At 34.4% G+C, this 26088-nt stretch carries 27 protein-coding genes; 9 read left to right on the forward strand and 18 right to left on the reverse strand.

The annotated features are described in order from the left end of the window. Positions 1-21: 21 nt before the first annotated feature. On the reverse strand, positions 22-1071 hold the full coding sequence (locus A9178_RS03425) for a CAP domain-containing protein (RefSeq protein WP_068672499.1): 1050 nt from the start codon (positions 1069-1071) through the stop codon (positions 22-24). A 201-nt stretch (positions 1072-1272) separates the two neighbouring features. Between A9178_RS03425 and A9178_RS03430 the strand changes: the two genes are divergently transcribed. Continuing rightward, positions 1273-1641, forward strand: a complete 369-nt coding sequence (locus tag A9178_RS03430) for a YugN family protein (protein ID WP_068672500.1) — start codon at positions 1273-1275, stop codon at positions 1639-1641. 249 nt (positions 1642-1890) lie between these two features. Here A9178_RS03430 and A9178_RS03435 read toward each other — a convergent pair whose 3' ends face one another. From A9178_RS03435 to cyoE, 7 genes are all read right to left on the reverse strand, one after another. Then, entirely contained in the window at positions 1891-2346 is a 456-nt protein-coding gene (locus tag A9178_RS03435; protein ID WP_068672501.1) for a DUF420 domain-containing protein, read from the reverse strand. 33 nt (positions 2347-2379) lie between these two features. Next, positions 2380-3291 carry a cytochrome c oxidase assembly factor CtaG gene (ctaG, locus tag A9178_RS03440; protein ID WP_068672502.1) on the reverse strand — a complete coding sequence of 304 codons (912 nt, stop codon included), beginning with the start codon at positions 3289-3291 and terminating at the stop codon, positions 2380-2382. Between the two features lie 264 nt (positions 3292-3555). Continuing rightward, the gene (gene ctaF / locus A9178_RS03445; protein ID WP_068672503.1) at positions 3556-3873 is read right to left on the reverse strand and encodes a cytochrome c oxidase subunit IVB; all 318 of its coding nucleotides are present in this window, start codon (positions 3871-3873) and stop codon (positions 3556-3558) included. A gap of 3 nt (positions 3874-3876) precedes the next feature. Next, complete coding sequence (locus A9178_RS03450; RefSeq protein WP_068672504.1) at positions 3877-4494, reverse strand: cytochrome (ubi)quinol oxidase subunit III; 618 nt, start codon at positions 4492-4494, stop codon at positions 3877-3879. Between the two features lies 1 nt (position 4495). After that, positions 4496-6352 (reverse strand): cytochrome c oxidase subunit I, encoded by a 1857-nt coding sequence (ctaD, locus tag A9178_RS03455; protein ID WP_068672505.1) that lies wholly within the window; start codon positions 6350-6352, stop codon positions 4496-4498. 42 nt (positions 6353-6394) lie between these two features. After that, positions 6395-7456 (reverse strand): cytochrome c oxidase subunit II, encoded by a 1062-nt coding sequence (gene coxB / locus A9178_RS03460; RefSeq protein WP_068672506.1) that lies wholly within the window; start codon positions 7454-7456, stop codon positions 6395-6397. A gap of 68 nt (positions 7457-7524) precedes the next feature. After that, complete coding sequence (gene cyoE / locus A9178_RS03465; RefSeq protein WP_068672507.1) at positions 7525-8466, reverse strand: heme o synthase; 942 nt, start codon at positions 8464-8466, stop codon at positions 7525-7527. A 425-nt stretch (positions 8467-8891) separates the two neighbouring features. On the opposite strand from cyoE, the gene A9178_RS03470 reads away from it, so the two are divergent. After that, entirely contained in the window at positions 8892-9869 is a 978-nt protein-coding gene (locus tag A9178_RS03470) for a COX15/CtaA family protein (protein ID WP_068672508.1), read from the forward strand. A 284-nt stretch (positions 9870-10153) separates the two neighbouring features. On the opposite strand, the gene pyc is transcribed toward A9178_RS03470, so the two are convergent. The 3 genes from pyc to A9178_RS03485 all read right to left on the reverse strand — a co-directional run bounded on the left by pyc (position 10154) and on the right by A9178_RS03485 (position 15248). Beyond that, a complete protein-coding gene (gene pyc, locus A9178_RS03475) occupies positions 10154-13588 on the reverse strand; it encodes a pyruvate carboxylase (protein ID WP_068672509.1) in 3435 nt (1144 codons plus the stop codon). A 14-nt stretch (positions 13589-13602) separates the two neighbouring features. After that, positions 13603-14733: a putative lipid II flippase FtsW gene (gene ftsW, locus A9178_RS03480; protein ID WP_068672510.1), complete on the reverse strand. Its 1131-nt coding sequence runs from the start codon at positions 14731-14733 to the stop codon at positions 13603-13605. 233 nt (positions 14734-14966) lie between these two features. Continuing rightward, complete coding sequence (locus tag A9178_RS03485) at positions 14967-15248, reverse strand: Fpa/YlaN family protein (RefSeq protein WP_047186399.1); 282 nt, start codon at positions 15246-15248, stop codon at positions 14967-14969. A 154-nt stretch (positions 15249-15402) separates the two neighbouring features. Here A9178_RS03485 and A9178_RS03490 point away from each other — a divergent pair, with 154 nt between their 5' ends. Both A9178_RS03490 and A9178_RS03495 read left to right on the forward strand, forming a co-directional pair. Beyond that, positions 15403-15900 (forward strand): hypothetical protein, encoded by a 498-nt coding sequence (locus tag A9178_RS03490; protein WP_068672511.1) that lies wholly within the window; start codon positions 15403-15405, stop codon positions 15898-15900. A gap of 158 nt (positions 15901-16058) precedes the next feature. Next, on the forward strand, positions 16059-16667 hold the full coding sequence (locus A9178_RS03495; RefSeq protein ID WP_068672512.1) for a YhcN/YlaJ family sporulation lipoprotein: 609 nt from the start codon (positions 16059-16061) through the stop codon (positions 16665-16667). Between the two features lie 90 nt (positions 16668-16757). Here the strand turns inward: A9178_RS03495 and A9178_RS03500 are convergent, their stop codons facing one another. Next, positions 16758-16997, reverse strand: coding sequence for a hypothetical protein (locus tag A9178_RS03500; protein WP_068672513.1), 240 nt, complete (start codon positions 16995-16997; stop codon positions 16758-16760). Positions 16998-17144: 147 nt separating this feature from the next. Here A9178_RS03500 and A9178_RS03505 point away from each other — a divergent pair, with 147 nt between their 5' ends. Further along, the gene (locus tag A9178_RS03505) at positions 17145-17348 is read left to right on the forward strand and encodes a YlaI family protein (RefSeq protein WP_068672514.1); all 204 of its coding nucleotides are present in this window, start codon (positions 17145-17147) and stop codon (positions 17346-17348) included. Between the two features lie 34 nt (positions 17349-17382). Here the strand turns inward: A9178_RS03505 and A9178_RS03510 are convergent, their stop codons facing one another. Next, entirely contained in the window at positions 17383-17706 is a 324-nt protein-coding gene (locus A9178_RS03510) for a YlaH-like family protein (protein WP_068672515.1), read from the reverse strand. Positions 17707-17855: 149 nt separating this feature from the next. Between A9178_RS03510 and A9178_RS03515 the strand changes: the two genes are divergently transcribed. Continuing rightward, entirely contained in the window at positions 17856-18038 is a 183-nt protein-coding gene (locus A9178_RS03515; RefSeq protein ID WP_068672516.1) for a DUF5325 family protein, read from the forward strand. Here the strand turns inward: A9178_RS03515 and A9178_RS03520 are convergent, their stop codons facing one another. Further along, entirely contained in the window at positions 18039-18845 is an 807-nt protein-coding gene (locus A9178_RS03520; protein WP_068672517.1) for an inositol monophosphatase family protein, read from the reverse strand. Positions 18846-18983: 138 nt separating this feature from the next. Next, entirely contained in the window at positions 18984-19178 is a 195-nt protein-coding gene (locus tag A9178_RS03525; RefSeq protein WP_369801943.1) for a hypothetical protein, read from the reverse strand. Between the two features lie 244 nt (positions 19179-19422). On the opposite strand from A9178_RS03525, the gene A9178_RS03530 reads away from it, so the two are divergent. Then, positions 19423-20040 (forward strand): YktB family protein, encoded by a 618-nt coding sequence (locus A9178_RS03530; RefSeq protein ID WP_068672519.1) that lies wholly within the window; start codon positions 19423-19425, stop codon positions 20038-20040. Between the two features lie 29 nt (positions 20041-20069). Here the strand turns inward: A9178_RS03530 and A9178_RS03535 are convergent, their stop codons facing one another. Continuing rightward, complete coding sequence (locus tag A9178_RS03535) at positions 20070-21026, reverse strand: NAD(P)H-dependent flavin oxidoreductase (protein ID WP_068672520.1); 957 nt, start codon at positions 21024-21026, stop codon at positions 20070-20072. Positions 21027-21190: 164 nt separating this feature from the next. Between A9178_RS03535 and A9178_RS03540 the strand changes: the two genes are divergently transcribed. Next, the gene (locus A9178_RS03540; protein ID WP_068672521.1) at positions 21191-22666 is read left to right on the forward strand and encodes an aminotransferase class I/II-fold pyridoxal phosphate-dependent enzyme; all 1476 of its coding nucleotides are present in this window, start codon (positions 21191-21193) and stop codon (positions 22664-22666) included. Positions 22667-22761: 95 nt separating this feature from the next. Here A9178_RS03540 and A9178_RS18530 read toward each other — a convergent pair whose 3' ends face one another. Continuing rightward, positions 22762-22863, reverse strand: a complete 102-nt coding sequence (locus A9178_RS18530; protein ID WP_082918070.1) for a GapA-binding peptide SR1P — start codon at positions 22861-22863, stop codon at positions 22762-22764. A gap of 221 nt (positions 22864-23084) precedes the next feature. On the opposite strand from A9178_RS18530, the gene A9178_RS03545 reads away from it, so the two are divergent. Continuing rightward, positions 23085-24644: a glycine betaine uptake BCCT transporter gene (locus A9178_RS03545; RefSeq protein WP_068672522.1), complete on the forward strand. Its 1560-nt coding sequence runs from the start codon at positions 23085-23087 to the stop codon at positions 24642-24644. Between the two features lie 36 nt (positions 24645-24680). Here A9178_RS03545 and lpdA read toward each other — a convergent pair whose 3' ends face one another. After that, entirely contained in the window at positions 24681-26087 is a 1407-nt protein-coding gene (lpdA, locus tag A9178_RS03550; protein ID WP_068672523.1) for a dihydrolipoyl dehydrogenase, read from the reverse strand. Between the last annotated feature and the right edge of the window lies 1 nt (position 26088).

Below are 26088 nucleotides of genomic sequence, written 5' to 3' on the forward strand. Positions count from 1 at the left end.
TCTGTGCGAAAGCGAAATCTTTTATGACGCTTGTGCTAAGAAGTTCTGTGTATAGTATAATCGATATACTCCGACCCCAATATGCGTATAATCATCACTTAATAAAGCTTCACGATGCCCTTTACTGTTCAACCAACCTTCCATCGCTGCCGGAGCATCGGTATATTGCGCTGCTATATTTTCACCTGCTGATAAATAAAATACCTCTTTATCTGCTAATCTTTCCTTTAAACCTTCACCATCTAACCCAAAATGCGAAAAGTAATTATTTTCTGCCATATCTTTACTATGATCATATGCTACATCTCTTACTGTATGTTCCCACTCTAGTGGTTTACTTCCCTGCCTGACCCTCATAACATTCGTTATATCAAATATCTGTTTCTCCATACCACTTTCCACTTCTTCCCATTGCTGTTCATCTAATTTTGGGGCTTCTGGTAGACTTCCACGATAAACAATTTCGTATGGTTGGTGCATTAATAACACATTCGCCGCCAAAATCCTTATAGATGATAATTCTTCAGTAAAGGTATCAAAATATAATTGCATGAACGTATCAGATGAAAGTTTTATTAATGGTCTTGTTTTTAAATCCTCTTCGGTTAAACGAAATGTATAGGAAGACATGGACTCATTGTATTCTACTTCATTTGCAAAATCATATTTACTAGATAATTCTTTATAGGATTCACCAATAGATATAGAATCATATTCCAATTGATTGCCTATTACATAAACTGTAATAATTTCTTCATTTAATATACCAAACTGTAGATAATCTGAATAACCTTTTTGATAAACCCACCATTCATAACCATAAGCACTTGGATCTTTACGTTCGGGTTCACCGAACTCATTTAACAGCTCACTTTTTGATTGCCCTATCCAACGAGTCATATTTTTCTTAAAATAATTCTCTAAATTTGACTTTGATTTAAGTTCTACAATTTTACTAGAATATTCGCTTACTAGATCCCTTTTTTGATTCGAAATATCGTATGGTTTAACAAAGAATATAATGAATAACACCAAAACCGAAATGATAAGCATTCCCTTCAAAACCCGCACTGGTTGAGCCCCCTCTTCTAACCAAATACATTTATATTTCATTCTATGTTAATGGAAGGGGATTCATTCTATATTCTCTATCATTTTTACTATAATCCTTTTTAACATTCCAATATTCTATTATTAAAAATATTATCAATTGCATCTTAAGCGTTTTCGTACTATTATAAGTTAATGAGGACTATTATGGAGGTGGATAATATGAGAATTGAGAACACTGGTATTGATGATATGGTTCTAGATTTAAAACCTTTAGATCATCTTACAGGTAAAAATGCCTTTATTCGCGCTGGTCAATGGGATTATGAACGTGTAACGTATGATTACAAAATTGGTTCAAATGAAAAGAATATTACATACTATATTCGCATTCAAGGTTATGCACTAGAAGGTGATGTTGACAGTGGAAATGCAGTAATTAAATTACTTACTCCTTTATTAGGTAAACATTATTACCCTCATGGTATCGAATATGGAGAAGAAGAAAACTTCCCGGCTGACATTGTAGAGCGTGCAAACACATTACTTACTAAAGTAGCTTCTGATTTAGTACCTTATAAAAAGGATTAATAGAAAAGGTGAGAACTTAAACTAAGTTCTCACCTTTTTTCTAATTCAGGAAATTATAAAAATAACTCCTTTGTTTATAACTTATTCGCGGGATAGCCACGTCCGGCTCCAGCGCCCAGCGACTAGCGAGACTTCCTTCACCTCCGTGCGATAAGTCAACATCGACTCACTCCGTTCGTCGTGTTTCCTTTATCTCCTACGGCTCAGTCCAGTCCGTACGTCGCTAAACGGGCGCTTACGCCTTTGTTTTTAAAACCCCCAAATTGCTCTAAATAGATTTGTAGTTTCTCCTACACCCCAAAAAACATATAGAAATAGGTAAACCATTATTCCTGTAACAGCCGTTCCAAACCAAATAATAGCGGTATATGGTCCAATTTTTCTATGTTTGGTAATATTACGCTTAAAAGCAAGTGTCAAAGAAATGATCCCAAAAACCGCTCCAGTCGTTGCTAGTATAATGTGAAAAACCAAGAAGATTGTATAATATATCTCTAATTCCTTAGGCCCTCCAAATGCGGTATTCCCCATAAAAATCGTTCGAGACATATAAATAATAAAAAATAGCAATGCACTAATTGAAGCTGCAATCATAGCATTTTTGTGTGCTTTTTCTTTCCCTTTAGCTATAAAGTTCCAACCAAAGGCCATAAAAATCGCACTTAATAGAATAAAAAGTGTACTTATCGTTGGTAAAAAAGGCATATTTTACTGATTTCCTCTCTTAGAATTAGTTGATTAATGTGTTTCAATAGTCGTTTCGTTACTCGGCAAAGGATCAATTTTAGTTCCTTCTGATTTAAACCAATTTGAAAGTATGCTAACTAAAACTGAACCATATACAATTTCCTGAATCACCTTCATAATGATTCCACCAAATTGTTGATCAAGTATAGTGGATAATGGAGAGAACATCTCCGGTCCAGATAATGTGGAAGAAATCCCATTTAACACATCTGTCGGAACGCATAAGCTTAACGCTGTTAACCAAGCTCCTTCACTCGTATATGCTGCATACAATGGCGATGACGCAAAAATAATTAAAGCACAAGCGGGTGTAATTAATACGCTATTTGCAAAAATATACCCTATCTTAAGTAATGGTTTTAACTGATCATATTTTTTAACAGGATTTAAAAGTGGTAACCACATGATAAACGCTGCAAAAAATAAAACTAAATGAATCAGTGTATGGGCAATTGGTGTTGATTTAGAAAAATTAAATACGATTGGAATATGATAGATACTAAAAAGACCGTTAAAAAATAACATAGAGATAATTGGTCTTGTTAAAAATCGAACAATATTACCAATTACTTTTGCTTCGTAAACTTTTTTCCAAATCCATATCGGTAACCCCTTAATAATTAAAATGGGAACAAATATGATGAATACAGCCATTTGTATCATGTGTGTTAATAACATGATATGTGATAACAAATCAACGGGAGAGCCTTTTGTAATATAAATCAATACTAAACTTAAATAAAAAGAAAATTGCTGATTTACTGTAGGCCTAGTATCTCCTCCAAATCTCTCACGGTACGGTCCTGTAACCAAATAGTAGACTAGGGCTAGACCGACAAGAAACAGTAGAAAATAGGGACTCCATAATGCACGGAATCCAAATATTTGCAGTTCCAACCACATTAGCATTCACTCCATAAAGGATTTTATCTTCATTATACAATATCGATTTCATATAAACCTATTAATATTGTGAAGAAATACAAACAAATAACAAAAACCTGAACCTTAGTCGCCCTTTTTTCGAAGCTTGGGCGCTTATCTCCCGCCTGTAGAGGCGGGAGTTTTAATAACGCCGCGTAAATAAAATTTAGAATATCATTTTGAAATAAGTAGAAAATAATAAAAAGATCGGGACACTTCCCCGATCTTTCTTAAAATATCATTCTACCACCAAATAATTGTTGTGAAAGTAAGAACTGCTAAAATAGCAACCCATACTCCACCATAAATCATAGAAGAAATAACCGCATGCCCTTTATCCTTCATATGCATAAAATAATAAAATTGGAATCCTACTTGTACTACAGCGAGTATCAAAATAAGTGGTAGTACATATGTCTTATTCATTCCTGATCCTACCGCGATAAAAGCAATTAAAGTGAAAATAATCATTAACGCGAAAGTAATTACTTGATGTTTCATTTCTTCTTTTTGCTTTTGCTTTCGGAAGGAATTAATTTTGTTGATATTTGTACCAGTCATAAATTAACTCACCATCCCCATCAAGTATACAACTGTAAAGATAAATACCCAAACAACATCAATGAAGTGCCAGTAGATAGCAAACGTGTTGTATTTTGGTGCGTTGTAAAGACTTAATCCTCTTTTCGCATTTCGTACCATAAGTGCAATTAACCAGCTAAGACCAAATACTACGTGACCACCATGAAATCCTACTAATGTATAGAAAGCTGATCCAAATGCTGAAGAACGGAAAGTAAAACCATAATCAGTAATATAATGTGTAAACTCGTAAATTTCAAAGCCTAAGAATCCTAGACCAAGCAATGCTGTAATCCCAAACCATAATTGCATCTTTTTGAAATCATGGTTTTTCATATGATAAATAGCATATACACTAGTCAAAGAACTTGTTAATAAAAGAATCGTCATAACGAATACAAGTTCTAAACCGAATAGGTCTTGAGACGATGGACCACCAGCGGTTGAGTTTCTTAATGACAAGTATGTTGCAAATAAAGAAGCGAAAAGAACTGTTTCACCACCAAGGAAAAACCATAAACCAATATATTTATTTTTCCCCTCATGAGTGGCTTTAGCCGGATCTTGAATTTCTGGATTCAAGGAAAAATCTTGACTCATATTAGTCAGCCTCCTTTTCTAAATCTTCTTTATGAATATGATGACCGTGATCATCCTTCAAGGATCTGATAAGCATAGAGCCGATTGCAATTACCATACCCGTAAATAAAACAATTAACCATGCTTTATTATCTACTTGGTAAATAAATCCTAATGATGCGATAAAGAATCCAATTGTTATAACCAACGGTAAGATAGAGCCATTCGGCATATGGATATCATTAACAGGCTCAGCTGGAGTCATCTTATCATTTCCATCCATTTTTTCAATCCAATACGGATCTAATCCGCGAACTAACGGTAATTGCTTAAAGTTATATTCAGGTGCTGGTGATGAAATAGCCCATTCTAGTGTACGTCCACTACCCCAAGGATCGTTGGTAGCCTTTTCAGCCTTCGTATGTGTATAAATAATATTAATTACAAACACAATTGAACCAGCAGCCATAAAGAAAGCACCGATTGTACTAATTAAGTTTCCTGTATCTAAGCCTTGATTTTCAAGAAATACCCAGTAACGACGAGGCATCCCCATTAAACCAAGAAAATGTTGGATAAAGAAAGTTAAATGGAAACCAATAAAGAATAACCAGAAAGCAATTTTACCCATACCTTCATGTAAAACTTTCCCAAACATTTTTGGCCACCAGTATTGTAGTCCAGCTAAAATACCAAATACTACCCCACCAACAATTACATAGTGGAAATGAGCAATAACGAAATATGTGTCGTGATATTGGAAGTCCGCAGTTGATGCACCCAACATTACACCTGTCATACCACCAATAGTAAATGATGGAATGAACCCTAAAGCCCATAACATGGAAGCGCTCATGCGTATATTTCCACCCCACATAGTAGCAAGCCAGTTAAAAATCTTGATTCCTGTAGGTACTGCGATAGCCATCGTACCTACAGCAAAAATAGAGTTAGCTACAGGTCCAAGTCCTACTGTAAACATGTGGTGTGCCCATACCATAAATCCTAAAAACGCAATCAGAAATGTTGCAAATACCATAGATGTATAACCAAATAAGCGTTTTTTCGAAAAAGTAGCAAATATTTCACTAAATATACCAAAGGCTGGCAAAATCAAGATATAAACTTCTGGGTGCCCAAAGATCCAAAATAAATGTTGCCAAATAATGGAGTTACCACCTAAAGCAATATCAAAAAATGCTGAGCCAAACATACGGTCGAACTGTAATAAAAATAATGCAACAGTAAATGCCGGAAAGGCAAAAAGTATTAGAATACTTGCAATAAAAGTAGTCCAACTAAATAATGGCATACGCATATATGTCATACCAGGTCCACGCATTGTAACAATAGTAACAAGGAAGTTAATACCCCCCATTAGCGTTCCTGCACCAGATAACTGTAGACCCATTACATAAAAATCCATACCGTGTCCTGGTGACTGAGTCGATAGTGGAGCATAAGCTGTCCAACCTGCATCAGGTGCGCCACCTAAGAACCAACTAAGGTTCATTAATATTCCACCTAGGAAAAATAGCCAAAATCCTAAAGAGTTTAAAAATGGAAATGCAACATCACGCGCTCCTATTTGGAGTGGCATAATAGCATTCATAAATCCTAGTAACATAGGCATGGCCGCAAAGAAAATCATTGTAGTACCATGCATGGTTATCATTTCATTATATAAACCCGCACTAATAAAATCATTCTCGGGTTTAATTAGTTGAATACGAATTATTAGGGCCTCAATACCACCAAGTATGAAGAAAAATGCACCACATGCTAGGTACATATTTCCAATTTTTTTATGGTCAACAGTTGTTAAATAATCCCATAAAATTGCACCGAAGCCCTTTTTCTGAGTAGATGCTATACTCAAAACTTTAACCTCCCTTTTGTAAGTCTTTCATCCCAAATAACATTAGTCAATAATTCCGCCTGCACTTTCAGGAGTAACATCTGAATGATTTAATTGCATTAAGTACTCTGCAATTTTTTCAGCTTCATCCTTTGAAATTTCAGGGTAATTACCAGTCATCTTATTTCCTGGTTTAATGGACTCAGGATCCACAATCCAGTCTACTAAGTTTTCTTTTGTAGGTTCTAAAATACCTGCAACCGTAGTACGGTTCGCATAGTTAGTTAAGTTCGGACCAACTGCTACTGGTGAAGAACCGATAGCATGACAAGCCATACAATTATTAGCTTCAAATAATTCTTGACCTTCGGTTGCAACTGCATCCTGTGGTGCTTCTTCAGGATTCGCGCTCTTCATATCTTCAACCCACTGATCAAATTCATCTTGGCTAACTGCAACAACTTTAAAATCCATCAATGAGTGTGATGGTCCACAAAGTTCCGCACATTTACCCCAATATACCCCTTCTTCATAAGCTTCAATAAACATTGTGTTTACGTTCTCGGGGTTAGCATCCATTTTTCCAGAAATAGTTGGTACCCAGAATGAATGGATAACATCAGATGATTGTATGTCTAGGTATACTTTTTCTCCAACTGGAATGTATAAGTCCTGACTAGTTTGAATTTCTTCACCTTTGTAATCAAAATGCCACCAGTATTGATTACCGGTAACCTCAACTGTAATAGAACTCTCAGCATCTGCAGTATCGGCTAAATCAAAAATAGAGATAACTGTTGGAATAGCTAATACAAATACTAGTATAATTGGTATCCCAGTCCATACAATTTCTAAAGTGTGATTACCCTCTACTTGTTTTGGAATATAATCTTCTTTCCCCTTCTTTTCGCGGAATCGAATTATAGCTATCGTAAAAATAATTGCTACAATTATAAATACCGCAGTCATTACAACGATAGAAAGAATCATAATATCCATTGATTTTTCTGCTCCATAGCCTTTCGGATCTAGAGCTGTTAAGTTTTCTTTACCACATGCCGACAAGACAATTGCAGTAAAACTTAACAATAGTAAAGTTTTAAGTTTTCCCATCCAATGACTCATGTATTCATACCTCTCTTTCTCCTTATGTCTGATACATATATAAATTTTTATAAAACAACAAGGTAGAGCTAATTAAAAATTGGTAACGTTACGATAATCATTAGTAAAAACACAATTGTTAAATAGTTTAAAGAATATATAAACATCATATTCGCCCACTTTAAATCATCTTTGACAAAAAAACCTTTAAAACCAATGATTAACCACCCAATATTTAATAGCGTGGAAATTACTACGAATACCATACCAAGAGATGTCATAAAAAAAGGCAATGGTAATAAGCAAAGTGTGTATATTACTATTTGTCGTTTAGTAATTGTAAAGCCATAAACGACAGGTAACATTGGTACCCTTGCTTCTCTATAATCTTCCGTCTTTTTCATAGCTAAAGATAGGAAATGTGGTGTCTGCCATATAAACATAATTAAAAATAATGCTAAAGGAATAACGTGGAATTCTGGACTTATAGCAGCCCATCCAATTAGTGGTGGCATCGCACCGGAAAAACTACCAACAATTGTATTTAAGGTTGTTTTTCTTTTGGACCACATTGTATACAAGATGACATACACAAACCAGCCAAATAAGGCAAAAAGCGCTGCTTCTATCGTTGTGAAATATAATAGAAGTAAACCGATTGCTGTGGTTACAAGTCCTATTAATAAAACAGTTTTAAGCGGAAAGAACCCCGTTACCGTAGGCCGATTTTTTGTTCGTTCCATTTTCGGATCAATATCTACATCGAACCAATTATTAACTATACATCCACCTGCTATAACTAAAGCGCTTCCTAGCAAGGTCAAAACGAGCACTTCCCAATGAAATTTCAAGGAAGAATCGGTAAAATATATTGCTAACCATAAACCAGTAAAAGTAGTTATTAAATTAGAATTAATAATTCCAATTTTAATTAAGGCTTTTATTTCTAAGATTAACTTCTTGAATTTTTGTCGCGAAGATACTGTAGAATCTTGTATCATTTCCGTGTACGGCGTACCCGCTTTATTCATACACCCCTATACCCCCTTTATCACAATGTCAATGTTGTAAAATCTCAGAATCCATTAAAAAGGACGACTAATTAAATAATATCACGAAAAGACAATATAATCCATAAACCCATACTGAATACTATCTTAGCACGGTGTACGCCTCTAAAGTGTGACAAAAATTCGAACTTTCGCAAAACATTGCGAATATTCCACGAAACTATGTATCCTTACTACATTTGTACTGTTTTAGCAATTATTCCCTAATCTATTTCTAGCAAACTATAAGCAATTATGCAAGGTTTTTTACAATTTACATAGTGAAAATAAGAATTTGACGTGTTATATTATGATGTAAGAGCTTTTATTGGATTATTTATAAAACAAATATTAATATTAAGGGGATTGTATCTATAATACATCACAAAGTGAGGCATACATATACTATGATGAAACTTTTAAAATGGTTATCTGTACTAGCGACAATTGGTATGCTGCTAGTATTACTAGGTGGAGCACTTGTAACAAAAACGGGCTCTGAAGATGGTTGTGGAGATAGTTGGCCTTTATGTGAAGGACAATTAATACCTTCCGAGTTTACTTTCGAGATGGTTATCGAATTGAGTCACAGATTAGTTTCAGGGGGAGTAGGAATTGTAGTTGTTGCATTAGCAGTTCTTGCTTGGAAACGGTTCGGGAATATTCGTGAAGTGAAATTCCTATCCATTACCTCTGTTTTCGTCCTTATTCTACAAGCTTTAATTGGAGCAGCTGCAGTAATGTGGGGTCAGTCTGATTTTGTTTTAGCAGCTCATTTTGGTATTTCATTAATATCTTTTGCAGCAGTGTTTCTACTTACGTTACTTATTTTTGAAATTGATAAGAAATGGGATACAAAATCTTTGTCTATACAAAAAAAAGACCGAATTGAAATTTACTTTCTTACCGGTTATTCCTTAATAGTTGTATATACTGGGGCGTTAGTACGTCATACAAATTCAAATTTAGTATGTGGAAGCTGGCCATTCTGTAATAATAATGCTCCACTTTCCTTTATGGATTATAATTTCCAACAATGGGTACAAATGGGACATCGATTAATGGCAGGTATCTTATTTATATGGACAATTACTTTATTTATCAAATTGATAAAGCGGTACAAGTCAAACCATGTTATGTACTGGAGCTCGATTATTACGATTTCTTTAATTACTTTACAAGTCTTTTTTGGTGCTATGATTATTTTTACCCTACTGAATCTTGGAGTCGCTTTAATGCATGCGCTCTTTATATCTTGCTATTTTGGAATGTTAAGTTACTTCCTATTACTTTCAAGTAGAAGTGCAAAAGTAGAAAGTATAAACTTACAAAAGGAAAAAAATATATATCAACAATCAGAAGAATCAGCATTAAAAACTTTATAATATAGTAGAAAAGGAAGCATTCCATTTGGATGCTTCCTTTTCTACTTTCTAGGAATTATAAAATTTGTAAGTTGTAAATAATCTAGATACCAAAATATCCACGTCCGGATCCAGCGCCCAGTGACTAGCAGACTTCCTTCACCCCTGTGCGATAAAGAAGACTTGCCGATTGGTGAAACCAGAGGCTTAGTCGCGCTTATACCCTTGTGGTGAAAGTCAACAATATCTCCTACGGTGTGGTATGTCTATACGTCACTAAACGGGCACTTACGCCTTTGTTCCTTTTATTCGAATTCAATTAGAAGATCATCTACAGCAATGCTATCTCCTTTGACAACATGAATTTCTTTAATAACACCTTTATATGGAGCTTGAATTGTTGTTTCCATTTTCATCGCTTCTGTTGTTAATAGGTAATCCCCTTTATCAACGTGATCCCCTTTTGAACAGTTAACTTCTAAAACTGTCCCTGGCATAGTTGCACCAATTTGTTTCTCATTTCCTTTGTCTACTTTAGCTCTTGTCGCGACAGAAGATTGTATACTTTCGTCTTTGACAGTTATTTGTCTAGGCTGACCGTTTAATTCAAAGTAGACTGTACGAGTCCCATCTGGTTCTGGTTGAGAAATAGAAATTAATCGTACAAAAAGCGTTTTTCCTTTTTCAATTTCTACTTCAATTTCTTCTCCTAGGTTCATTCCAAAGAAGAATGTTGGAGTGTCTAACATAGACATATCACCATATTCTTCATAGAATTTTTGGTAATCTATGAACACTTTTGGATAAAGTGCGTAAGAAAGGACATCAAAACTTGTTACTTGTCTGTTTAAAGTTTTAAATAACGTGTTTCTTAATTCTACAAAGTCAACTGGATCTAGTAATTCACCAGGTCTTACTGTAATTGGTTCCTTTCCTTTAAGAATAATTCTTTGTAATTCTTTAGGGAAACCTTGATATGGTTGACCAATCATTCCTTGGACAAACTCAATAACGGAATCTGGGAAATCAATAGATTCTCCTCGTTCATAAATCTCGTCCTCCGTTAAATTATTTTGTACCATAAATAACGCCATATCCCCTATCACTTTTGAAGATGGAGTAACTTTTACTATGTCACCAAACATATCGTTCACATGGCGATACATCGCTTTTACTTCATCCCAACGTTCACCTAACCCAACAGCTATCGCTTGTTGTTGGAGGTTACTATATTGACCGCCTGGCATTTCGTGGAAATAAACTTCAGTGTGTGGAGCGTTCATACCATTTTCAAGGTCTGAATAGTATCCACGAACACCTTCCCAATAAGTAGAAAGTTTTTCGTAGTTTTCTACATTAATTTTTGGTTGACGATCTGTACCCTCTAATGCATGATATAAAGTTTGTGCACTTGGTTGAGAAGTATGTCCAGCCATTGAACCAACCGCTACGTCTACAACATCTACTCCCGCTTGAATAGCACGTGCATAAGTATAGATACCATTACCACTTGTATCATGTGTATGAAGATGGATAGGTAAATTCGTTGCTTCCTTTAAAGTGGATATTAACTGATATGCTGCCTCGGGCTTTAACAAACCAGCCATATCTTTGATACCTAAAATATGCGCTCCAGATGCTTCAAGTTCTTTAGCCATATTTTTATAATAGTCTAGATCATACTTTGTTCTACCCTTATCCAATATGTCACCTGTATAACATAAAGTAGCCTCAGCAATTTTATTATTTTCCCTTACCGATTCAATTGCTAAACGCATACCTTCTATCCAGTTTAAGCTATCAAAAATACGGAATACATCAATTCCTGCACTAGAGCTTTTTTGAATGAATTCGCTTATTACGTTATCTGGATAGTTTTTGTAACCCACTGCATTACTTGCTCTTAATAACATTTGGAATAAAACATTCGGCATTTTCTCACGTAGTTTTAATAATCTATGCCATGGATTTTCATTAAGGAAACGGTAAGCTACATCGAAAGTTGCTCCTCCCCACATTTCTACAGAGAATAAATTAGGTAATAATTTAGCTGTAGGCTCAGCAATATTCAACATGTCTCTTGTTCTAATTCTTGTTGCTAAAAGGGATTGATGAGCATCACGAAACGTGGTGTCTGTTAGCAATACTTCTTTTTGATCCTTTAACCATTTCGCAAGACCTTCTGGACCTTGCTCATCTAAAATTTGCTTCGTTCCGAAAAGTTCTTCGTTTGAATTTTTTACTTTTGGAACTTTTAATTCTGGATAGTTAGGCTTTTCTTTTCCACCCACACCATTTACTGTTGTATGCGCAATATACGAAAGCATCTTCGTTCCACGGTCTTTTCGTTTAGGGAAAACAAATAATTCAGGTGTATTATCTATAAATGTTGTGTCATATTCACCAGACAAGAAACTTTCATGCATAATAACATTTTCAAGGAAGTGAATATTTGTTTTTATTCCACGGATACGGAATTCTTTTAAATTTCGAACCATTTTATGTGCAGCTTGTTCAAAAGTTAACGCGTGTGTAGATACTTTTACAAGTAAAGAGTCATAATATGGGGAAATAACTGAACCTTGATAAGCATTACCTGCATCCAATCTTACCCCAAATCCTCCACCAGATCGATATGCCATAATTTTTCCGGTGTCTGGCATAAAATTATTTAACGGATCTTCTGTAGTTATACGTGATTGGATGGCATAACCATTAGTTCGAATCTCATCTTGTGATGGAATGCTTATTGTTTTACTGTGAAGATCATAGCCTTGAGCAATTCTTACTTGTGTTTGAACAATATCGATACCTGTAATCATTTCAGTAATTGTATGTTCAACTTGAACCCGAGGATTAACCTCGATAAAATAAAATTCATTGTTCGTAACAAGAAATTCTACAGTACCAGCATTAATATAATTTACATTTTTCATTAATCGAACAGCAGCATCACAAATTTCGTGACGTAACTCTTCTGATAAGGATAAACTTGGAGCTACTTCTACTACCTTTTGATGACGTCGTTGTACAGAACAATCTCTTTCGTACAAATGAACAATATTTCCATGTTTATCTCCAATAATTTGAACTTCTATATGTTTCGGATTTTCAATTAATTTTTCTACGTATATTTCATCATTACCAAACGCCGCTTTTGCCTCTGATTTAGCACGTTCATAAGCTTCCTTTACACTATTTTCATTCCGAACGATGCGCATACCACGTCCACCACCACCAAGTGAAGCTTTGATGATAATTGGGTAACCATGATCTTCTCCAAATTCGACTACTTCATCCAGCGTATGAACCGGGCCATCACTACCAGGTATGACAGGAAGCCCCGCATTTACAGCTTGTTCTCTTGCTTTAACTTTATCACCAAACATACTTAAATGTTCACTATTTGGTCCGATAAAGATAATTCCTTCCTCTTCACATCTCTTTGCAAATTGGATGTTTTCGGATAAGAAACCATAACCTGGATGGATTGCATCTACATCTACTTTTTTTGCTAAAGCAATTATTCCTTCAATATCTAAGTAGGCATCAATTGGCTTTTTACCTTCTCCTATTAAATAAGCTTCGTCGGCTTTAAATCGATGATAAGATCCAGTATCTTCTTTTGAGTAAATAGCAACTGTACGAATATTTAATTCTGTACAAGCACGAAATACACGGATTGCTATTTCTCCACGGTTTGCAACTAGTACCTTATTAATTCGTTTGATTTCTCCCATAATATACCTCCTATTTATTTATGTTTAATAGTTGTTTGATTTCCATTTCTGTTAGAAGTCATCGCAATGTTGTTTAATATACCCATCGAAGTTAACAACACCAACAGAGAGGAACCACCATAACTTACGAACGGTAATGGAACACCTGTTATAGGTAGAAGCCCACTAATTGCACCTAAATTAATAAATGCTTGAATACCTACCATGGAGGATATTCCAATTGCAAGTAATGATCCAAAGGTATCACTACATTTTCTTGCTATGAATATACCTCGCAAAACAATGATAGCTAATAAACCAATTACGATAATTACACCTATAAGCCCTAACTCTTCTGCGACTATTGCCATGATAAAGTCCGTATGAGCTTCCATCAGATACCCCAATTTTTGAACACTTTGACCTAAACCTGTTCCTGTTAAACCACCTGTTCCAATCGCTAAATAGGACTGTATTAAGTGGTATCCATCTGTATCAGGAGTTTGAAACGGCTGGTAAGCTCCAGTAAATCTAGATAGGCGCTCTTCCGTTACCATAAAAGGGATGGTTAATAGGACTAACCCAATCCCTACAGCTATCAATATGGATAAATGTTTTAACCTTATTCCCGAGCTAAAAATAACGGAACATGCTATTAAGAAAATAATGGCAGCTGTTCCAATATCGGGTTGTAGAACGATTAGTCCTAGAATAATACCTGTCATTACTAACGGTGGTAATACCCCTCGATAAAACTCATTAATATAAGATTGCTTCTTAGAATATACGGATGCTAGATACATAATTAGAGCTATTTTCGCAAATTCCGCAGGTTGGAAACTAGCTGGTCCAAAGTTATACCATGATTTAGCATTATTTATCGTATTTCCAAATGGGAATAATCCTATTAGAAGGATAATAACTAAAATAATGATCAATTTCATTAATTTCTGATACTTTTTATATGGAAAAATCGAGGTGAATACAAATCCCGCTAATCCAAAAGAAAACCAAATTGCCTGTCTAATCAAATAGTGATTACTCTCAAAACCTTCTACTACCGCTGTAACCATACTAGCACTATATATCATGACAAGTCCGAATGCAGCTAACAGTAACGGGGCAATGATAAGTGTGTAATCATAATCTTTTATTCTTTTTATCATCTTACTACTCCCTATTAATCTATGTATTTTAAATAGTAGATGAAAATAGAAATATTTTTAATAGTTTACCACATGAATGATATTTATGTAAAATCTATTGAAGAATAAAAATTTTCAACCTACTGTTTGATAACGATTATTTTGTTTTAGTGCTTAAAAACAAAAAAACCTTGCCAATAACTATATGTGGGCAAAGTTTTTGCTTTCTCTTACTGATTTTTGGAACAAAATAATTATAATGAATTTTGAGAAGCCTCATGGAGTATATTAAGCTTTTTTTCCAGATTTTCCAGAAGTTCTTTTCCTTCATTCTCACTTATTAAGTCCAAACGTACTGCAAAATCAATTTCCCTTGAAAGACCAAACATTTGAGTATCTAATACATCTTCGTATACGGGACATTGTGGCATAGTTAAATTTTCTATTTGAACTTCTATAAGTCTTAAAATTTTTTCAGCATCAGCCTTAAGTAGAGCATGAGCTTTATCGCGGTGATTCACAGTAACCTCAGGCATCAACATTATCCCCCCCGCTAGAGACTTTTCTTATATTATATTAAAGCTAGGACTTAAAAAATGCAAATAAAATAAAGTCTTCTTTTATAGTGAAAAATATAATTTTCTTTGCTATTCTTAATAAAGATACATAAAATGAGGGAGAGAGAATAAAATGATTGTACCAATTATAGGGAATGTAACCTACTCTATTACCCTAGATCCTACTGTTTGGATTTTTGACGAACGAAAAATATTGCTTGATAAGGCATTCACGAAAAATATAAAATCAGACGAGGATTTCTCCAAGACAAAAAAATTAGCAGAAAGATATAACAGAGAAGTATTTCAATCTAATGCGAAAGTTCCTCCTGTTAATAAGGGCCTAACGAAAAAGGAAGGAGAAGAAATACTAAAAAATTCCTACGTTATGCCTCTTTACGATTTTATAAAAAATGCGGAAATTAAAGATTCCGCAAAAAGCGCCACCTTTCTGTCCGGAGATAATCAAGAGTTAATTACTATCGATATTAATCAATTACTAAATGGATATTTTTTATTTGCTATTAATGGTAAGCCAATTAAAGAAGATGGTCCTGTTCACTTTTTCTATGGTGATGGTATTAATAAAAATGATCCTATTAAAAACATTAACAAAATAAAAATTAATTAATTTTCAAAGTTGCTATTGTATAGCAGCTTTTTTTGTTAGGAAAGGTATCAAAATTAGGTAAAGAATTTTACTGACGGAGTAAAATTTTTAATGTACAAAGTATAAATTATTTTATTCCATCCAAAATAAACATATACGCAAGTTTGAGGAGGAATGAAATGAGTATAAATAGAAAGCTCCTTTTAATAATTTCGCTTTTAACGCTATTTATTTTCGCTGGATGTGCTGAACAAAATAAAGAAAGCTCTTTAGAATCAAGGGAAACAAACGATCAATTTGTTCAAGTGAAAAACTCAAGTCCAAATGAACAGGCAGAATTATCCAATTCAGAAATAGCAGCACATTTATCAAATGTTGCAAGTAGAATTCCGGAAGTTAATGATGCGACGACAGTTGTTGCTGGACCTTATGCAGTAGTTGGAATAGACGTCGATAAAGATTTAGATAGATCACGGGTTGGTACAATTAAATATACTGTTTTAGAGTCTTTATACCATGACCCCTACGGAAAAACAGCAGTAGTTGTTGCTGATGCGGATGTAACAGAGAGGTTAAAGGGCATAGCCGAGAAAATAAGACAAGGACATCCTGTTCAAGGCTTTGTCGATGAATTATCTGCAATCGTAGGTAGATATATGCCTGATTTCCCAATAAGAGATGATGTTCCAGTACAGCCGGATCAAAATAAAGAAAACATTTCTGAAGACAAACAACAACAGCTAGAGGAAATTGAAAAAGAACAATCTAATCATAAAATAAATAATTAAAAACTCGGCATTCGCTATTAGATTGGCGAATGCCTTAGCTATACTATGAAAGAGAAGGGTTAGGGAAAAGAAGCAGCTCCCCTTTTCTTTTTAGTTATCTTTATTTTCATTATAGTAATGGACCCCATATAGGGAACCTTCAGAAACCATTTTTGAATTTTCTAATTGAGTATTATTAATGTTTGGCGATTGGTCAGGAACACCGGCATTCTCAAAAGTAGAATAGCTTTCTCTATTATTTTTATTACCTTTTAGATAGGATTGAACGGCTAACGCTCCAATTGCTGCACCCATCACCCCAAATGTTGTATACATAGAACTTTTTCTCATATGATCACCTCAATAATTATATTCCCCTATTTTCATTCTAAAAACATGGTATTTTTTATGATATAATATAAATAGAATTCTACTAATGGCCAAGGTGAACATTCACCTTATCCTGCAAAATTTTATGTTTTAGTTTGAGGTGAGAATATGCAGGTTAAATGTACTTTATGTGATAAAATTGATAGTCTACAGGATAATACCCTAGAGGCTAAAAAGTTAAGAAATCGTAGAACCTATATGTATTTATGTCCAAATTGCCGTGAAAGAATTGATAAAAAGACGAAAGAACGCCATTCAACAGGAAGATTTCGATTATATGAAGAAAATAAACAACACGATCCTTTTATTTAAAATATAGAAAAAGCGCCTATAAAGGGCGCTTTTTCTATATTTTAGAAGTGTTTTCTTTTTTAGCCTTTCGCTGAAAATGAAGTCTTGTACGATAGATCGACAATACTAAATTAATGACGATCAAACTTTCGACACTAGGCATCCTCATGACAGTACTAAATATTGTTAGAATAAAAACACCAATTAATAAAAGTATGTACACAATAACGGACTGTATAAGCGGTAATTTTCTAGCAAATCCTAATTTATATGCTATAACAGAAAGAATTAAATTCAATACATAAAATATCCAAAATATGTTTTCAACCCCAAATTGGTTTAATATCATATCAAATACAAAAAAACTAAAATTATCCATCTGTCTCCCCCAATTTTTGTTCCTCCACTTTCTATCTTATCATACTAAACCTTTAACAATCATGCTAGTAGAATGAAAATGTAATTGCGGTTAATTTTTGAAAATTATAATGAATTGAGCTATAATAGAACTGAAATAGGGGTGTCGAGATGGATAATATAAACGGAAAAATGTTAACGTTAGCATTATTAGTTGTAGGATCATTTATAGGAGCAGCTATTTCGATTACCTATCGAAATATATGGGTAATTCTTTTATTTGTTTTATTAGGCTTTATCATAATGGGATATGGTCTATCATTAAAAAGGAAGGGAGGGAGTGACATACAATAGTCACTTCCTTCCTTCTTTTATAAATTGGATGATTTGATTGTGAATAACTTGATTACTTGAGATCACTGTACTTTTATTTAACAGATCAAGAGCATTCCCATCTACATCTGTGGTTACAACACCCACTTCTCCAGCAATTACCATACCACCAGCAACATCCCATGGCGCTAAACTTAAAGAAAGATATCCGTTCGTAATACCTTCAGCCAGGTATGCAAGATCTAGAGCAGCGGAACCATATGTTCTTGTTCCTCGTACATGTTTCACAAATTTTTGCATGGTTTCTATGTCTACTATCGAATTATCACAAAGCCAAAAATGATTCATTCCAAATATTGATTCCTCTAGAACTACTTCCTTATTTAGTGGTTCCAATTTTGTATCATTCTTATATGCTCCTTGATTTCTTTTAGCATGATATAAAATATCATTCATAACATCGTATACAAAGCCAATTTCACCAACTCCATCATGAAAAATACCTATCGAGATAGCGAAATTCCGTTTTTGATGTACAAAATTCATAGTCCCGTCAATAGGGTCAATGATCCAAACTGTACCATCTAAGTTTGTTAATTCATCACCATAACCTTCTTCACCAATGATAAAATGATTAGGATAAGTTCCTTTTATTTTAGAGACGAAAAATGATTCTGTCTCCTTATCCATTGTAGTAACAAGATCATTCGGGTTTGATTTAGTATCAATAGTTAATGGATTATTAATTTTGCTACGGATATTTTCCCCAGCTTCTTCTACCCATTTTTTTGCAGTTGTATAAATCTCTTCAAGCATATCATGGTTCATAATAAATCCTCCATTCACAATATACGTCCTATTGTATCAAAACCAAACAATCAAGTCATCAAGTCTGACTTAATAGAAAAAGACCCCAATAAATACTCGAAGGTTAATGAACCATTAGCCTTCGAGTATTTATTGGGGTCACATCAGATTACTTAATTTTTTTATTTCCTTCAATTGCTTTACTAAAAATGTTAAACGTTCTTTAGATTTTATAATTTGTACTTGGTTATCTTCTTGAATAGCATCATAAAGTGTCATTAACTCGTAATCAATTTCCATTTTTATTACCGGCAGTTTTTCTTTTGCTTCTTCTCTCTTAATAACTTCCATCACAAACTTCAAAAGAGCCTCTCCCTTCGGTTTATATATTAGCTCCATTAACTTTCATCTTTCTACATTTTATGTCTACGTTGATAATTGGTTCGTCTAATTTTTAGAAGAGAATGGTTACAATAAATATTCCCTAATGCCATCTTATGAAACTTCTATTTCGAAATTTGCGATACTTGACTTCATTATATGATTACTTAATAATAATTATTATAATAAAGTAAAACTTATTCAAAGGGTGATTAGAATGGCATTACAAGGATTTAACAAAAAAGATTTCGAAACATTTCATATTGACGGCTTAGATTCTAGAATGGAAGCAATCCAAAATCGAATACAGCCTAAATTTCAGCTAATTGGTAGTCAACTAGCTGAAGCTCTTTCGGCCAAATTGGGAAATGAAGTATTTTTACATATCGCTAGGCATGCTAGGAGAACTGTTAACCCACCAAAAGACACATGGTTAGCTATCGCTAATAATAAAAGAGGGTATAAAAAACACCCGCATTTTCAATTGGGGCTATTTGATGACCATCTATTCGTATGGCTTGCTTTTATTTATGAACTTCCTAATAAAGAAAAGATTGCGCAATCTTTTATCAACCAGTATGAAGATTTAAAGAAGCTCCCAAATGATTACGTGATTTCATTAGATCATACAAAAAAAGAATCTTTCCCTATTTCTGAATTGGATATAAAACATCTAGAGAGATTTCGTGATGTTAAAAAGGGAGAATTTTTAATCGGGAAGCACCTGTCTTCGGATGATGAACGAGTTAAAAATGGGGAAAAATTATACGAATTCACGATAACAACGTACGAACATTTAATTCCTTTTTATCAATCCGCATTACAATCATATTAATGTGAAAAGGGAGCTACATGGCCCCCTTTTCATCTCCATTTATTTACAACTTGTTCTGCTTCTTTCATAATACCTTGAATCAGTTCATCAACTGTTGGTATATCCTTAATTCTTATAGAGGACTGACCTGCCCAACCAAACCCATTTTGATTATCCCCATCGTAAACAAAACGTTTATTTGCTGCTCCACTAATATAATCTCTAAGTGACTCATATCCTTCATTACGTTCTTCTATCTCTAAAATTTTATCAGTCCATGTATTTTTAAGCACTCTTGCTGGTGCGCCTATTGACCGTTTAATAACAACTGTATTATTGTCATCTGCTTCCAAAATAGCTTGTTTGTATCGCTCATGAGCATGTACACATTCTTTCGTCGCTATAAACCTCGTCCCCATCTCTATTCCTTCTGCACCAAGACTTAAAGCAGCCATCAGACCTCTTCCATCTACAATACCACCAGATGAAACAACAGGAATAGACACATGATCCACTACATCTGGAGTTAACACGAGTGTTCCGGTATCACTACGCCCAAGATGACCACCACCTTCTTGGCCAACTACCATTACTGCATCAGCACCTAATTCTTCTGCTTTTTTAGCCTGTCGTTTCGCTGCAACTAATACTAATGTTTTAATATTATAATCCTTAACCATATCGAGGAGTCCTTTTGGATTTCCCCCTGTGACAGAGATTACAGGAACTTTTTCTGAAATCACGACTTCTACCATATGATCAAAACGTCTTCCATGTTGTCCAATAGCAAAGTTAACTCCAAAAGGCTTATCTGTAAGCATTTTAACTTTTTGAATTTCTTTACGTAATTCTTCCGGACTTTCTAAACTCATAGCTGTTATTTGCCCTAATCCACCCGCATTGGACACCGCCGCAGCCAAATCCGAGTAAGCTAGATAAGCTAAGCCACCTTGTATTATAGGGTATTTTATATTTAATAATTTTGTTATCCTAGTCTGAAAATTCATCCCTATTCCCCCTCGTTTCTTATTTATTAAATCTTAACATTTTTTTACGTATTCTTGCTAACACTATAACCTAACTAGTACAAATTGATTAAAATATCTGGTATAATATTTTTTTGGCATAAATTGTTAAAATATGCGTCTAACCATGAAGGAGACTGTTTCCGATGACAGATCAACATTGCACACCATTATTTTCTGGTTTGTTAAATCATATTAATAATAATCCGGTTCCATTCCATATACCCGGTCATAAAAGTGGGAATGCTATAGAACCATCATTTAGAAATTTCTTAGGTGAAAATACATTTAAAATGGATTTAATTAATATACAACCACTAGATGATCTACACCATCCACATGGGATTATTAAAAAGGCACAAGATTTAGCAGCAAAAGCCTTTGGAGCGGACTATACTTTCTTTTCCGTTCAAGGAACTAGTGGGGCAATTATGGCGATGATTTTAAGTGTTTGTAATCCTGGTGATAAGATTATTGTTCCTAGAAACGTGCATAAATCAATTACTTCGGCGATTATATTTGCTGGTGCATCACCGGTTTTTATCCATCCCGAATTAGATGAAACCTTGGGTATTTCCCATGGCATCACACCGTCTGCTGTAAATAATGCATTAAAGTTACATCCCGACGCGAAAGGTGTATTAGTTATTAACCCGACTTATTTCGGGATAGCTGGGGATTTAGAAAAAATTGTTTCCATCGCACATCAATATAATGTTCCCGTCCTAGTAGATGAAGCTCATGGAGTACACATTCATTTTCATCAAGATCTTCCCCCCTCAGCAATGCAAGCAGGTGCTGATATTGCTGCGACCAGTGTCCATAAATTAGGTGGTTCTTTAACACAAAGCTCCGTTTTAAATCTAAAAGGAACAAGAATTTCGCATGAAAGAGTTCAAACTATTTTGTCCATGTTAACCACTACATCTACATCGTATATCTTATTAGCATCATTGGATGTAGCCAGAAAACAACTTGCAATCGACGGATTCCAGATGATTGAGAAAGCCATTCGACTTGCTAATTATGCGAGAACAGAAATAAATAACAAGCTTTCCTATATTTACTGTGTTGGGGAGGAAATTCTTGGAACAGAAGCCACTTTTAAATACGATCCTACCAAACTAATAATTTCTATTAAGAAATTGGGTATAACTGGGTATGATGCTGAAGTTTGGTTACGAGAGAATTATCGTATTGAAGTGGAACTTTCTGATTTATACAATATATTATGCATTATTACACCTGGAGACAATGAAGAAACGATTCAGATACTTCTAGAAGCTCTTAGAAAATTAGAATCGGAAAATTTGAATTATGTGAAGGAGAACAAGCTAACTGTAAAAATTCCTGATATTCCATTACTTGCAATCTTACCGCGTGACGCATTTTATGCCGAAACTGAAATTATACCTTTGTTCGAAGCTGACGGACGGATAAGCGCAGAATCCATCATGGTCTATCCACCCGGTATTCCAATATTTATTCCAGGGGAGATTATCACAAAAGAAAATATTAATTATATATGTAAAAATATGCAAGCTGGTTTACCAGTACAGGGATTGCAAGATGAGACACTAGAGTCCATTCGCGTGATTAAAGAACAAAGACCTATTTTTTAAAATTTTTTGATAAAAATTACTACAATAAAATACACCCATTAAACAATGAGTGTAAAGACATATCTTATAATTAACGTATTTTCTTTTATAAAAAATTATTTATTGCATTTAGGACATGTACTATAAAGAGTTGTTACTTTTTCTTCATCGAATGTTTCAATAACCTTTTCACAATCTTTACAAACGATTGTACCCAATTAAGCCATCCCCTTTTCCTAAATGTTATATCTTATGAACATTATAATATGTCAAAATATTGAAGTCAATACTAAATAGTATGTCATAATTAGTTTTTTGAATAAATAATATGCACATTTTACAATGTAATATCAATTTATTTTATCAATCTCTGATTGAATTTTATTTACAAGATACGGGTAAAGTACTTGTATGGATATGATAAGGAGAGGACGACGTTATGAAAAAAAGTATTACTAAAGTTTTTTATATATCTGTAATTACTGTAGCCCTATTTATTATTTGGGGTATTATTCCTGCAGAAACATTACCAAAAGGAAATTTAAACCATGTAACAACTATTATACAGGCGTTTATTGTTGATCGTTTTGGATGGTTTTATTTAATAAGTGCTACTGCTTTTTTACTTTTTTCCATTTATTTAATTTTTTCAAAGTATGGGAATATCAAATTAGGTAAACCAGAAGACAAGCCTGAATTCAGTTACGTAACCTGGTTTGCTATGTTATTTAGTGCTGGTATGGGAATAGGATTAGTTTTTTGGGGAGCTGCCGAACCTTTATCTCATTTTTACAATCCACCTTATGGTGAAGCCGAAACTGCCGAAGCTGCTAAAACAGCTATGAAGTACAGCTTTCTACATTGGGGATTACATCCATGGGCAATTTATGCAACTGTCGGCCTAGCCCTAGCATATTTTAAATTTCGAAAACAAGCCTCTGGTGTGGTTAGTTCTATTTTGCAACCTTTATTTGGAAATAAGGTCAAAGGACCAATTGGAACTACGATTGATACTATAGTAGTGTTTGCAACTGTTTTTGGTGTTGCGACGTCTTTAGGCTTTGGGGCTATTCAGATTAGTGGTGGATTTTCCTACGTATTTGGATTCGATCAAACTATTCTTTTACAATTAATAATCATCGCTATTGTTACAGTCTTATTTATGACCTCAGCAATGACTGGGTTAAGTAAAGGAATTAAATATTTAAGTAACATCAATTTAATTACGGCCATTCTCCTGCTAGTCTTCGTTCTTGTTCTTGGGCCTACAGAATTTATATTAAATTTTTTCACTACATCTTTTGGTAACTATGTACAGGATTTACCTAGTATGAGCCTAAGAATGTCCCCCTTTAACGAAGAAAATATGGAGTGGACAAATAATTGGACTATTTTTTACTGGGCATGGTGGATAGCATGGGCACCATTTGTTGGTACTTTTATTGCACGTGTGTCTCGCGGGAGAACAGTAAAAGAATTTGTCATTGGCGTTTTATTAGTACCTACCATCATTGGAGCTATTTGGTTCACAGTTTTCGGAGGTACTGCAATTCAATTAGACTTTTATCAAGGAACAAACATTATCGAGCAAATAAATACGTATGGTGAAGAGGTTGCTTTGTTCGCTGTATTAGATCATCTTCCACTCAGTACGTTAATATCCATTATAGGTATTGTTTTAATTAGTACCTTTTTTATAACTTCAGCAGACTCTGCGACCTTAGTACTTGGAATGCAGACAACGGGTGGTAATTTAGATCCGTCTAATAAGGTTAAATTCGTTTGGGGAATTATTCAATCAGCAACAGCAGCTGTTCTTCTTTGGCAAGGCGGCTTAGACGCATTACAGACTGCATCAATTATCGCAGCTTTTCCGTTCTCCATTATCATGATTTTAATTGTAATATCCTTAGTAAAATCCTTTAGAGAAGATGCTAAAAACATCGAATCTTTCAGAAGGAAAAAGTTCATCAAGGAAATTAAAAATAATATAAAATAAAAATAAGGTGTCCATGATGGACACCTTATTTTTTCCTTACATTATATGAATAGGACTACCTAAAGCAACTTCTGCAGCTTCCATTGTAATTTCTCCGAGAGTTGGATGAGCATGAATGGTTAATGCTAAATCTTCAGCAGTCATGCCTGCTTCTACTGCTAGCCCAATCTCAGAAATCATATCACTAGCATTTGGTCCAGCAATTTGACCTCCAAGAATTAATCCATCTTCTTTACGAGTTACAAGTTTCAAGAAACCATCAGTATTATTTAAGGACAACGCACGACCGTTAGCAGCAAATGGGAATTTACCAACTTTAACATCGTAACCTTGCTCTTTTGCTTCATCCTCTGAAAGACCAACAGAAGCAAGTTCAGGTTCTACAAATGCAACAGCAGGCATACCGATATAGTCTACTTCAGATTTTTCTCCGCTAATTGCTTCCGCAGCTACTTTTCCTTCATAGGAAGCTTTATGCGCTAATGGAGAACCTGGTACTATATCACCAATTGCATATATATTGCTTACATTAGTACGACATTGTTTATCAACTTTGATAAGTCCTCTTTCAGTAAGCTCAATACCTAGCTGCTCTAAACCAATTTCGTCAGTGTTAGGACGACGACCTACCGTCACTAGTACATAATCAGCTTCAACGGTTTCTTCTTTCCCGTTAACTTCATACGTAACTTTAACGCCATCTTTTGTTTCTTCAACACCTTTAGCCATAGCCTCAGTGATAATAGTAGCGCCTTTCTTCTTCAAGCCTTTTTTAACAACTTGAGTCATAGACTTTTCAAATCCGCCTAAGATATCTTTAGCACCTTCAAGGAAAGTAACTTCAGTACCAAAGTTTAAATATGCAGTACCTAATTCACTTCCAATATATCCAGCACCAATAACAACTAATTTCTTAGGAATTTCTTTTAAGTTTAAAGCACCAGTTGAATCAAGAACACGTTCAGAAAATTTAAAGCTAGGGATTTCAATTGGTCTAGATCCTGTTGCAATAATACAGTTGTTGAATTTATAAGTTTGAGAGCTCTTCTCATCCATAATTTTAGCTGTATTAGCATCTACGAAATAAACTTCACCTTTCACGATATCCACTTTATTTCCTTTAAGAAGACCTTGAACACCAGATGTTAATTTATTAACTACAGTACCTTTCCATTCTTGTACTTTAGTAAAATCAACGTCCACTTTTTTAGTTGTAATACCGATTTCTGCATTGCCGTTAGCATTTTCAACCATATGGCCAGCTTGAATTAGAGCTTTCGAAGGAATACATCCAACATTTAGACAAACCCCACCAAGAGCACCTTTATCAGCAATTGTAACTTTTTGTCCTAATTGAGCAGCACGAATAGCAGCAACATATCCACCTGGACCTGCACCTACTACTAAAGTATCTACTTCTATCGGAAAATCTCCTACTACCATA

The organism is Oceanobacillus sp. Castelsardo (assembly GCF_001659985.1).
Lineage (GTDB): Bacteria > Bacillota > Bacilli > Bacillales > Amphibacillaceae > Oceanobacillus.